Raw genomic sequence first — 11,052 nt, 5'->3', positions numbered from 1 at the left:
GGTGGTCATAGCGTAGGGGAAACGCCCGGTTACATTCCGAACCCGGAAGCTAAGCCTTACAGCGCCGATGGTACTGCAGGGGGGACCCTGTGGGAGAGTAGGACGCCGCCGAACAAATAGTGAGCTCTGGCTCTCGGGCATACAGCCCGAGAGCCAGAGCTTTTTTGCGTTGAGGTAAGGTCAGGGAGCATCGTCGACACGTTTCCCACAGGAGGATCCCGGGTGGAGGTCCAGGAGACGCGGGTCCAGACAGACCGCGTCCTCACCATCCCGAACATGCTCAGCATGGCGCGGCTCGTTGGCGTACCCCTGTTCCTGTGGCTGATCCTCAGGCCGGAGTTCGGCGGTCCGAAGAGCGACGGGTGGGCGCTCCTGGTCCTGGCGTTCAGCGGGGTCAGCGACTACCTGGACGGCAAGCTCGCGCGGCGATGGAACCAGATCAGCAGCCTGGGCCGGCTGCTCGACCCCGCCGCCGACCGGCTCTACATCCTCTCGACTCTCGTCGGCCTCACCTGGCGCGAGATTCTCCCGCTCTGGCTCACCGCGATACTGCTGGCCCGTGAGCTTGTCCTGCTCGTGATGGTGGGCATCCTCAGGCGGCACGGCTATCCGCCGCCGCAGGTGAACTTCCTGGGGAAGGCCGCCACGTTCAACCTGATGTATGCCTTCCCACTGCTCCTGCTCAGTGACGGAACTGGCTGGATCTCGTCACTCGCTGCTATTTTCGGCTGGGCGTTCGCCGGATGGGGTACAACCCTGTATTGGTGGGCAGGAGTGCTTTACGTGGTCCAAGTCCGCCGCCTTGTCCGTGCGGACGCCGTGGCCGATTGACCTCGCTGATTGTGCGCGCATTGTGGCGCGCTGGCTCGCAGTGGAAAAGTGCGGGACAACTCTGGCGGGGGAAGTCGGCCCGACCGTCGTCTCTTCGAGGAGGACGCTTCCGACATGAAGGCCGTCGTGATGGCCGGAGGCGAAGGCACCCGCCTTCGCCCCATGACCTCTAGCATGCCCAAGCCGCTCCTGCCGGTGGCCAACCGGCCGATCATGGAGCACGTTCTGAGGCTGCTCAAAAGGCATGGGCTCAACGAAACCGTTGTGACTGTCCAGTTCCTTGCGTCACTCGTCAAGAACTACTTCGGTGACGGCGAAGAGCTCGGCATGGAGCTCACCTATGCCAACGAGGAGAAGCCGCTCGGTACCGCCGGGAGCGTCAAGAACGCCGAGGAGGCGCTCAAGGACGATGCCTTTCTCGTCATCTCCGGCGATGCCCTTACCGACTTCGACCTCACCGAGCTGATCAATTTCCACAAGGAAAAGGGAGCCCTGGTCACGGTCTGCCTGACCCGCGTGCCCAATCCGCTGGAATTCGGCATCACCATCGTGGACGAGGAAGGCAAGGTCGAGCGCTTCCTTGAGAAGCCGACCTGGGGGCAGGTCTTCTCCGACACGGTGAACACCGGTATCTACGTCATGGAGCCCGAGGTCTTCGACTACGTCGAGGCCGACGTTCCCGTCGACTGGTCCGGTGACGTCTTCCCGCAGCTGATGAAGGAGGGCAAGCCCGTCTACGGCTATGTCGCCGAGGGCTACTGGGAGGACGTCGGCACGCACGAGAGCTATGTGAAGGCGCAGGCCGACGTCCTGGAGGGCAAGGTCGACGTCGACATCGACGGCTTCGAGATCTCCCCGGGCGTGTGGGTCGCCGAGGGCGCCGAGGTCCACCCCGATGCCGTGCTGCGCGGGCCGCTGTACATCGGCGACTACGCCAAGGTCGAGGCCGGCGCGGAGATCCGTGAGCACACGGTCGTCGGGTCCAACGTCGTCGTGAAGAGCGGCGCCTTCCTGCACAAGGCCGTCGTCCACGACAACGTGTACGTCGGGCCGCACAGCAACCTGCGGGGCTGCGTCGTCGGCAAGAACACCGACATCATGCGGGCCGCGCGGATCGAGGACGGCGCCGTCATCGGTGACGAGTGCCTGATCGGTGAGGAATCGATCGTCCAGGGCAATGTGCGGGTGTACCCGTTCAAGACCATCGAGGCCGGTGCCTTCGTCAACACCTCGGTCATCTGGGAGTCCAGGGGACAGGCCCATCTCTTCGGGGCCCGTGGCGTGTCCGGCATCCTGAACGTCGAGATCACGCCGGAACTGGCGGTGCGGCTGGCCGGCGCGTACGCGACCACGCTGAAGAAGGGCTCGACCGTCACCACGGCCCGCGACCACTCCCGAGGTGCCCGTGCGCTGAAGCGGGCGGTCATCTCCGCGCTGCAGGCCAGCGCCATCGACGTCCGGGACCTGGAGAACGTACCGCTGCCCGTGGCGCGGCAGCAGACCGCACGGGGCAGCGCGGGCGGCATCATGATCCGTACCACGCCCGGAGTGCCGGACTCCGTCGACATCATGTTCTTCGACGGTCAGGGCGCCGACCTGTCGCAGGGCAGTCAGCGGAAGCTGGACCGGGTGTTCGCGCGGCAGGAGTACCGGCGTGCCTTCCCGGGTGAGATCGGAGATCTGCACTTCCCGTCGAGCGTCTTCGACTCGTACACGGGGTCCCTGCTGCGCAACGTCGACATCACCGGCATCGCGGAGTCCGGTCTCAAGGTGGTCGTGGACGCGTCCAACGGCAGCGCCGGCCTGGTGCTGCCGAGCCTGCTCGGCAAGCTGGGCGTCGACTCGCTGACCATCAATCCCGGTCTCGACGAGTCCAGGCCGACGGAGACGGCCGACGTGCGGCGCGCGGGGCTGGTCCGGCTCGGGGAGATCGTGGCGTCCTCCGGTGCCGCGTTCGGCGTGCGGTTCGACCCCGTCGGTGAGCGGCTGTCCCTGGTCGACGAGAAGGGGCGGATCGTCGAGGACGACCGGGCGCTGCTCGTGATGCTCGACCTCATCGCCTCCGAACGGCGCAGTGGCAGGGTCGCGCTGCCGGTGACCACCACGAGGATCGCCGAACAGGTGGCGGCCTACCACGGCACGCAGGTCGAGTGGACGACCACGTCGCCCGACGACCTCACCCGCGTGGGCGGCGAGGAAGGGACGATCTTCGGCGGAGACGGCAAGGGCGGCTTCATCGTCCCCGAGTTCAGCAGTGTCTACGACGGCACCGCGGCCTTCGTGCGGCTCATCGGACTGGTGGCGCGCACCCAGCTCACGCTCAGCCAGATCGACGCGCGCATTCCGCGGGCGCACGTGCTCAAGCGGGACCTGGCGACCCCGTGGGCCGTCAAGGGCCTGGTGATGCGGCGGGTCGTCGAGGCGGCCGGAGACCGCTTCGTGGACACCACCGACGGCGTGCGTGTGGTGGAGACCGACGGCCGCTGGGTGATGGTCCTGCCCGACCCCGCCGAGGCGGTCACCCATCTGTGGGCCGAGGGCCCCGACGACGCCTCCGCGCAGGCGCTGCTCGACGAGTGGTCGGCCGTCGTGGACAGCGCGGGACGGTAGAACGAGCGGTACGTGTGCGTGCCGGACAAGTGTCCCCAACGGGGCCTGTCCGGCACGCCGGTAGGGCCGTTCGGAGGTAGTGGCCGCGGCGTGCGACGATGTGCGGCATGCCGCAGCAACCCCCCGTTCGGAGCACACCCGCGCGGCCCGCGCGCCCGGACGCCTCCATGTCGTTGATCACCAACGTCATGGACCACAGCCTCGACGACGGATACGCCGAGGCCGCCGCGCGCAAGAAGGCCGACGGGAGCGGTGGCCTGCCGAAGACCCTCAGGGCGAAACTGGGTCTCGCCGTCGGCCTGGTGCTGGCCGCGCTGATCGTGACCGTCGGTGCCGCGCAGGCGCGGGTCGCGGCTCCCGTCGTCGCCAAGGAGCGCGAAGAGCTGATCGACCGGATCGATCAGGAGACCGAGGCCGCGGACCGGCTTGAGGACAGTGTCGACGAGCTGCGCGCGGACGTGGGCGCACGGCAGCGCGAGGCGCTCCGCAACAGTGGCGGGAACGACCGGTCCGCGCTGATGGGCATTCTGTCGGGCGCCACCGCGGTGCACGGGCCCGGTGTGCGGCTCGTGGTCGACGACGCCAAGGACGCGACCGCGGGCGGTGACGGCGACGCCCGGTCGACCTCGGGGTTCTCCGACACCGGGCGGGTCCGCGACCGTGACATGCAGCGGGTGGTCAACGGTCTGTGGGAGTCGGGGGCCGAGGCCGTCTCGATCAACGGACAGCGGCTCACCGCCCTGTCGGCGATCAGGGCCGCGGGAGACGCGATACTGGTCGACAACAGACCTCTGGTGCCGCCGTACACGGTGCTGGCGGTGGGGGACGGCGGCCGGCTGAGCGACCGCTTCCAGAACAGCGCGGACGGGCTGTATCTGCACGCCCTTCAGGAGAACTACGGCATCCGGACGGCCATCTCCGTGGAGGAGGACGTCCGGCTGCCCGCCGCACCGAGCGTGATCGTACGTACCGCACAGCCGATAACCGAGAAGGGCACATCGTGATCGCCGTACTGGGCCTCGTCGTGGGAGTCGTGGCCGGACTGTTGGTCCGGCCCGAGGTTCCGGCGGTCGTCGAGCCTTACCTGCCGATCGCCGTCGTCGCGGCGCTCGACGCCGTGTTCGGAGGGCTCCGGGCCATGCTCGACGGCATCTTCGACGACAAGGTCTTCGTGGTGTCGTTCCTGTCGAACGTCGTCGTCGCCGCACTGATCGTGTTCCTCGGCGACAAGCTCGGCGTGGGGGCCCAGCTGTCCACGGGTGTCGTGGTCGTCCTCGGTATCCGCATCTTCTCCAACGCCGCGGCGATCCGCCGGCATGTGTTCCGGGCGTGAGGCCGATGAGTCAGCACGAGCACGACGAGTCGACGCGCCCGGCGGTGTCCCCGCCCAGGACCGCTCCCGAGTCTCCGACACCGGCCGGCCTGCGCCGGGAACTGCCCGCGGAGGTGCCCGCCCCCGCGACGTCGCGGGAGGACGCTCCGCAGGAGCCGGGCAGTCCGGCGCTGACCGGACGGCAGCGGCTGGTGAAGGGGCTGTGGCCGCCGCGGGTGACCCGGGCGCAACTCATCGTCGCCCTGCTGCTGTTCGGTCTCGGCTTCGGCCTGGCCGTGCAGGTGGCCTCCACCAGCGACACCGACAGCGCGCTGCGCGGGGCACGCCAGGAAGATCTTGTGCGCATCCTCGATGAACTCGACAACCGCACAGAACGTCTTGAGGACGAGAAGCAGGGACTCGAGAAGCAGCGCGACGAGCTGGAGAACAGCTCCGACCAGGCGGAAGAGGCCCGGAAACAGACGATCGAGAAGGAACGGCAGCTCGGCGTCCTGGCGGGCACCGTGGCCGCGCAGGGGCCCGGGATCACGATGACCATCGAGGACACGAAGGGGACGGTCGAGGCGAACATGCTGCTCGACGCCGTCCAGGAGCTGCGCGCGGCCGGTGCCGAGGCGATCCAGGTGAACGGTGTGCGGGTGGTGGCGGGCACCTATCTGACGGATTCGGGGAACGGGGTCGGCGTGGACGGGAACAAGATCACCGCGCCCTATCGTTTCAAGGTCATCGGCAAGCCGCAGGATCTCGAGCCGGCGCTCAACATCCCCGGAGGCGTGGTGCAGACTCTCGAGAAGGAACAGGCCACCGTTACCGTGGAGCGGTCGACCAAGATCGTCGTGGATGCCTTGCGGGCGGCGAAGCGGCCTGACTACGCTCGGTCGTCCTCCCAGTGAACCGGGGGTGCATGGGGGGAGTCCGGCGAGGGCATGAGGTTGCGGGGGGTCGGCGCACCGAATGGGTGGTGCGTGGTGGAAACTGTCTGGCGGAGGCGGACGTTGTGAAGATGTCCGGGTCGGCCAATGTGTTCAGTCAGGGTTCGTCCTGCCCCACGGGCGGGTCTGTTTCGGTCAAGGGGAATCGCCCGTGAAGTTGTTTGCGAAGTTGTTCGGCAAGAGCGCGCGGCGAGAGGGCAGCGACAACGCGACCGCTCGTCACCGCGCACAGCCTGACGCGGAAGGTCAGCGTCCGCTGTTCCGGGACCAGGTGGGTCAGGGCGCGCCGTCCGTTGACCCCGCGCAGTCGGGCGGCATAGGTTTCGGGCAGCCGTCGACCTCAGGTACGGGTGGTGGGTACTCCGACCCGTACGCGTCCCAAGCCCCCGGTGGGCAGCCGCGGCAGGAGGATCCGTCCATGTCGGCCCTGATCTGTACGAGGTGCGGTAACCGCAACGCGGAGAACAGCCGCTTCTGCTCCAACTGCGGCGCTCCGCTCAGGCCCGGAGTGGCCCCGGAGCGCCCCTCGGAGACGACGTCCACGATTTCGATCTCCGGTCTCGAGGCCTACGACGCCGAGGCCACCGGCCAGACGCCGATGCCGACGCTCTCGCCCGAGGCGCAGGCGGCGGTCGACGCGCTGCCGATGGGCTCCGCGCTCCTGGTCGTGCGCCGCGGGCCGAACTCGGGCAGCCGCTTCCTGCTGGACGGCGACCTGACCACGGCCGGGCGTCACCCGCAGAGCGACATCTTCCTGGACGACGTGACGGTCTCCCGTCGGCACGTGGAGTTCCGCCGCAGCCCGGACGGTTCGTTCACCGTGGCCGACGTCGGCAGCCTGAACGGCACCTATGTCAACCGTGAGCGGATCGACCAGGTCGCCCTGTCCAACGGCGACGAGGTGCAGATCGGCAAGTACCGGCTGGTCTTCTACGCGAGCCAGCGGGGCTACTGACCTGCCCGGGTCCGTCCGGGGAACTTCAGGGAAGGTCCATGCTTCAGACACCGAGCGGCGGTGCCGGTAACGGCGCCGCCGCGGCGGACACCGGGCTGATGAGCATCGGCGCGGTGCTGAACGTGCTGCGCGAGGAGTTTCCCGAGGTCACCATTTCCAAGATCCGCTTCCTGGAGTCGGAGGGGCTGATCGAACCGCAGCGGACCCCGTCCGGGTACCGCAAGTTCAGCGCCGGGGACGTCGAGCGTCTCGGTCATGTGCTGAGGATGCAGCGGGACCACTACCTGCCGCTCAAGGTGATCCGTGAGCACTTGGCGGCCATGGAGCGCGGAGAGGCCGTCCAGCTGCCGGCGCTGAGCCGTCCGGGTGACGGTGAGGTCGCTCGGGAATTGGCCGCCGACGGGCCCACGGCGGCCCGCGTCGGGCGCGCTCAGCTGCTCGCGGCCGCGGGCGTCGAGGAAGCCGAGCTCGCCGAGTGGGAGTCGTACGGGCTGCTCTCCCCGGTCGAGGACGGGGTGTACGACGCCGAGGCGGTGACCGTCGCCGGGCTCATCACCGAGCTGGGGCGCTTCGGGATCGAGCCACGTCATCTGAGGGCGATGAAGGCCGCCGCCGACCGGGAGGCCGGCCTGGTGGACCAGGTCGTCGCCCCGTTGCGGCGCCACCGCAACCCGCAGACCAGGGCGCACGCCGCGGCCCGTACGAAGGAGCTGGCCGGGCTCACGGCGGGACTGCACGCGGCGCTGGTGCGGTCGGCGCTAGGTGTTCGGCTGCCCTGAGGGGAGGGGCGGCGGGCCGGATCGGCCACCCGTTCCCTGCCCGACTACCCAAACGTCCCGGGCACGGCCTAGGGTTGCTGTGTGAACGAGCTCGATGTCGTAGGTGTCCGGGTCGAAATGCCCTCCAACCAACCGATCGTGCTGTTGCGTGAAGTGGGCGGCGACCGCTACCTCCCCATCTGGATCGGACCGGGGGAGGCGACGGCCATCGCCTTCGCCCAGCAGGGCATGGCACCCGCACGGCCGCTGACCCACGACCTGTTCAAGGACGTGCTGGAAGCCGTCGGACAGGAGCTCACGGAAGTCCGCATCACCGACCTGCGCGAGGGCGTCTTCTACGCGGAGCTGGTCTTCGCCAGCGGGGTTGAGGTGAGTGCCCGTCCCTCCGACGCCATAGCGCTGGCACTGCGCACGGGTACGCCGATCTACGGCAGCGACACGGTGCTCGACGACGCCGGAATCGCCATCCCGGACGAGCAGGAGGACGAGGTGGAGAAGTTCCGCGAGTTCCTCGACCAGATCTCGCCGGAGGACTTCGGAACCAGCAACCAGTGAGTGCCTGCGGTCGCCACCGCGTCAGTCGGCCGCAACGGTCCCGGCGGAAGGCATTCGGCTAGCCTTTCCCCGAGATTGGGCACGGTAAACCACTCTTAGGGTGATTATCACTCGGCGTGCCGAGTGTGGCGATCGTTGACGCACCCTTGGTGACTGCCTACCGTCGAGGAGGCAGGTCAAGGACGGAGGTCGGCGTGAGAAGCAGCGGCGACGGTACGGCTGGGGGTGCCCCCGAACCCGGTTTCGGGGCGAGCGGGCCGTATCCTCCCCAGAGCTCGCGGCTCCGCGCGGGAGGGGCGTATCCGGTGCAGGGCAGCGCGATCGATCACGTTCCGCAGCGGCCGACGGCCGTGGCGAGCGGTGGAGGAGCGGCGGCCATGGCGTCCGAGGAGATCGGTTACCGGGGGCCCACGGCCTGCGCCGCCGCCGGCATCACCTACCGGCAGCTCGACTACTGGGCCCGTACCGGGCTGGTCGAGCCCAGCGTGCGACCGGCCCACGGGTCGGGGACGCAGCGGCTGTACAGCTTCCGCGACGTCGTCGTACTGAAGATCGTGAAGCGGTTCCTGGACACGGGCGTCTCCCTGCAGAACATCCGCACCGCCGTGCAGCATCTGCGCGAGCGCGGCTTCAGCGACCTGGAGCGCATGACGCTGATGAGCGACGGAGCCATGGTCTACGAGTGCACCTCGCCCGACGAGGTGCACGCCCTGCTCCAGGGCGGCCAGGGAGTCTTCGGCATCGCGGTGGGCGTGGTGTGGCGGGACGTCGAGAGCGCGCTGTCGCAGTTGCACGGGGAGCGCGTCGAGACCGGGGAGACCCTGGTCGGCCACAACCCGATGGACGAGCTGGCGCGTCGGCGCAACAGGGCCGTCTGAGGCCTGCCAGGCGGTTCCGGGCCCTCTGAGGAGGGCGTTGTCAGTGGCGTAGGGCAGCATCGGACATGTGAGATCCGCGCCCACGATCCTGCATCTCGACATGGATGCCTTCTTCGCCTCGGTGGAGCAGGCGTCGAAGCCGAGTCTGCGCGGGAAGGCCGTCGTCGTGGGCGGGCTCGGGCCGCGCGGTGTGGTCGCCACCGCCTCGTACGAGGCCCGGGTGTTCGGCGTCCACTCGGCGATGCCCATGGCCCAGGCCCGGCGGCTGGCGCCGAACGCCGCGTATCTGGTGCCGCGGTTCGCTCTCTACCGGTCGATCAGCGAGCAGGTGATGGGGCTGCTGCGGGCCCTGTCGCCCCTGGTGGAGCCGCTCAGCCTGGACGAGGCGTTCGTGGACCTGGAGGCCGGCGGCACCGCCTGGGACGAGCGGTCGGCCCGCCTGGCCGGGACGAAGCTCCGCGCGGACATACGGGCGGTCACGGGGCTCACCGGATCGGTGGGACTGGCGGCCTCCAAGATGCTGGCGAAGATCGCGTCGGAGCAGGCGAAACCGGACGGGCTGGTGCTGATCGAGCCGGGGACGGAGCGGGCGCTGCTGGGACCGCTGACGGTCCGGACCCTGCCGGGCGTGGGCCCGGCGACCGGGGACCACCTGCGCCGGGCCGGGATCCACACGGTCGGCGAGCTCGCCGAGGCGGGGGAGGACGAGCTCGTACGGCTGCTGGGCCGGGCCCACGGGCACGCGCTGTTCGCGATGGCGCTGGCGCGCGACGAGCGGCCGGTGGTGGCCGAGCGGGAGACCAAGTCGGTGTCGGTCGAGGACACGTACGACGTGGACATCCACGACCGGGGGCGGGTCGGGACGGAGGTGCAGCGGCTCGCCGACCGGTGTGTGCGCAGACTGCGCGGGGCGGGGCTGTCCGGGCGGACCATCGTGCTGAAGGTACGGCGGTACGACTTCTCCACGCTGACCCGGTCGGAGACCCTGCGCGGGCCCACCGACGATCCGGCCGTGGTGCGGGAGGCCGCGGCACGGCTGCTGGACTCGGTCGACACCACGGGCGGGGTGCGGCTGCTCGGGGTGGGCGTCAGCGGACTGGCCGACTACACGCAGGAGGACCTGTTCGCGCAGGCGGCGGGCGGTGGCACGGAGGAACCGGCCGGTGAGGAGCCCGAGGCCGTGCCCGCGGCGGAGAGCCCGGCGCCCGCCGAGCGGCGCTGGCCGGCGGGACACGACGTACGGCACGCCGTACACGGACACGGGTGGGTGCAGGGCAGCGGACTGGGCCGGGTCACGGTGCGCTTCGAGACCCCCGGCTCGGAGCCCGGCCGGGTGAAGACCTTCCGCGTCGACGACCCGGCCCTGGAACCGGCGGAGCCGCTGCCGCTGGTGTCACGGGGACCGGAGGAGAGCGAGGGCGTGCGGGCCGGCGGAGGGACGGGGCCGCAGAGCGGGTGAGAAGGGCGGGTCAGACCTGCTTGTCCTTCCCCGCGAGCCTGCCGAAGTCGCGGTCCGGCAGGGCAGGAGGGGCGGCGATGTCCAGACCGTAGTGGTGGTAGAGCTGGAGCTCCTGCTCGGGGGAGAGGTGGCGGCCCACGCCGAAGTCGGGGGCGTCCTTGATCAGGGCGCGTTCGAACGGCACGTGGAGGGCGCCGTCGATCAGTTCGCTGGGCTCCAGGGGGACGAAGGCGTCCCTGCTGAACAGACCGGTGCGTATCGCCGCCCATTCCGGTACGCCGGTGGCGTCGTCGAGGTACACCTCGTCGATCGTGCCGATCCGGGTTCCGTTGCGGTCGAAGGCCTTGCGGCCGATCAGGTGGCGCGGATCGATGTCGGTCTGCACGGGCCCTCCACTGGTCGCAAACTCATCCGTAAGCACTACAAAACGGCACAATCGACCGTGCGGCCACTCGAGGCCCCGGCGTGGTGCTCGCTGGTACGCTGGCAATCGGCCGCTGACCCCGTGCGGGAGAGTCCTCCAGGCACCATCGGAGGCGCCGAAGGAGCAAATCCTCCCCGGAATCTCTCAGGCACACGTACCGCACGGACGAGGTCACTCTGGAAAGCAGGGCGGGTGTCGACGGCTTCCGCTCTCACCGACGGTGAAAGCCGGATCCCCTCGGGCGGTCCGGTGAAGCTCTCAGGTTGAGATGACAGAGGGGGAGGCCGTCCGGGCAC

General features: G+C 69.4%; 10 protein-coding genes, 1 rRNA gene, 1 pseudogene and 1 riboswitch. Of the genes and pseudogenes, 11 read left to right on the top strand and 1 reads right to left on the bottom strand.

The features are described from left to right. The 11 genes and pseudogenes from rrf to F1615_RS20955 all read left to right on the top strand — a co-directional run. Positions 1-114: ribosomal RNA gene (gene rrf, locus F1615_RS21005) — 5S ribosomal RNA — on the top strand; the annotation flags it as partial. A gap of 108 nt (positions 115-222) precedes the next feature. Continuing rightward, positions 223-831, top strand: a complete 609-nt coding sequence (locus tag F1615_RS21000; RefSeq protein WP_149550564.1) for a CDP-alcohol phosphatidyltransferase family protein — start codon at positions 223-225, stop codon at positions 829-831. Positions 832-945: 114 nt separating this feature from the next. Beyond that, positions 946-3,441 (top strand): mannose-1-phosphate guanyltransferase, encoded by a 2,496-nt coding sequence (locus F1615_RS20995; protein ID WP_149550563.1) that lies wholly within the window; start codon positions 946-948, stop codon positions 3,439-3,441. Between the two features lie 107 nt (positions 3,442-3,548). Beyond that, complete coding sequence (locus tag F1615_RS20990; RefSeq protein ID WP_244328805.1) at positions 3,549-4,445, top strand: DUF881 domain-containing protein; 897 nt, start codon at positions 3,549-3,551, stop codon at positions 4,443-4,445. After that, positions 4,442-4,774: a small basic family protein gene (locus F1615_RS20985; protein ID WP_003988855.1), complete on the top strand. Its 333-nt coding sequence runs from the start codon at positions 4,442-4,444 to the stop codon at positions 4,772-4,774. The genes F1615_RS20990 and F1615_RS20985 overlap by 4 nt, the downstream gene beginning before the upstream one ends. A 5-nt stretch (positions 4,775-4,779) precedes the next feature. Next, positions 4,780-5,667 (top strand): DUF881 domain-containing protein, encoded by an 888-nt coding sequence (locus F1615_RS20980; protein ID WP_244328804.1) that lies wholly within the window; start codon positions 4,780-4,782, stop codon positions 5,665-5,667. A gap of 61 nt (positions 5,668-5,728) precedes the next feature. Next, a complete protein-coding gene (locus F1615_RS20975) occupies positions 5,729-6,661 on the top strand; it encodes an FHA domain-containing protein (protein ID WP_167533810.1) in 933 nt (310 codons plus the stop codon). A 38-nt stretch (positions 6,662-6,699) separates the two neighbouring features. Then, positions 6,700-7,440 carry a MerR family transcriptional regulator gene (locus F1615_RS20970; protein WP_149550560.1) on the top strand — a complete coding sequence of 247 codons (741 nt, stop codon included), beginning with the start codon at positions 6,700-6,702 and terminating at the stop codon, positions 7,438-7,440. Positions 7,441-7,521: 81 nt separating this feature from the next. After that, complete coding sequence (locus tag F1615_RS20965; RefSeq protein ID WP_004934251.1) at positions 7,522-7,995, top strand: bifunctional nuclease family protein; 474 nt, start codon at positions 7,522-7,524, stop codon at positions 7,993-7,995. Between the two features lie 194 nt (positions 7,996-8,189). Next, positions 8,190-8,873 carry a MerR family transcriptional regulator gene (locus F1615_RS20960; protein WP_149550559.1) on the top strand — a complete coding sequence of 228 codons (684 nt, stop codon included), beginning with the start codon at positions 8,190-8,192 and terminating at the stop codon, positions 8,871-8,873. Between the two features lie 67 nt (positions 8,874-8,940). Further along, positions 8,941-10,424, top strand: a pseudogene (locus tag F1615_RS20955) (DNA polymerase IV). Here the strand turns inward: F1615_RS20955 and F1615_RS20950 are convergent. Continuing rightward, on the bottom strand, positions 10,343-10,717 hold the full coding sequence (locus F1615_RS20950; protein WP_149550557.1) for a PRC-barrel domain-containing protein: 375 nt from the start codon (positions 10,715-10,717) through the stop codon (positions 10,343-10,345). The pseudogene F1615_RS20955 and the gene F1615_RS20950 sit on opposite strands and share 82 nt — an antisense overlap. A gap of 113 nt (positions 10,718-10,830) precedes the next feature. Continuing rightward, a riboswitch (glycine riboswitch) is annotated at positions 10,831-10,926 on the top strand. Positions 10,927-11,052 lie beyond the last annotated feature (126 nt).

Origin of the sequence: Streptomyces marokkonensis (genome assembly GCF_008312835.1) — a bacterium.
Taxonomy (GTDB): Bacteria; Actinomycetota; Actinomycetes; order Streptomycetales; family Streptomycetaceae; genus Streptomyces; species Streptomyces marokkonensis_A.
This window is presented reverse-complemented; position numbering and strand designations above follow the sequence as displayed.

What these genes read in the sequence shown, in the direction of transcription:
- F1615_RS20995 (WP_149550563.1), top strand. Translation starts at nt 946, where the DNA reads ATGAAGGCCGTCGTGATGGCCGGAGGCGAAGGCACCCGCCTTCGCCCC.
- F1615_RS20990 (WP_244328805.1), top strand. Translation starts at nt 3,549, where the DNA reads ATGCCGCAGCAACCCCCCGTTCGGAGCACACCCGCGCGGCCCGCGCGC.
- F1615_RS20980 (WP_244328804.1), top strand. Translation starts at nt 4,780, where the DNA reads ATGAGTCAGCACGAGCACGACGAGTCGACGCGCCCGGCGGTGTCCCCG.
- F1615_RS20975 (WP_167533810.1), top strand. Translation starts at nt 5,729, where the DNA reads ATGGGTGGTGCGTGGTGGAAACTGTCTGGCGGAGGCGGACGTTGTGAA.
- F1615_RS20970 (WP_149550560.1), top strand. Translation starts at nt 6,700, where the DNA reads ATGCTTCAGACACCGAGCGGCGGTGCCGGTAACGGCGCCGCCGCGGCG.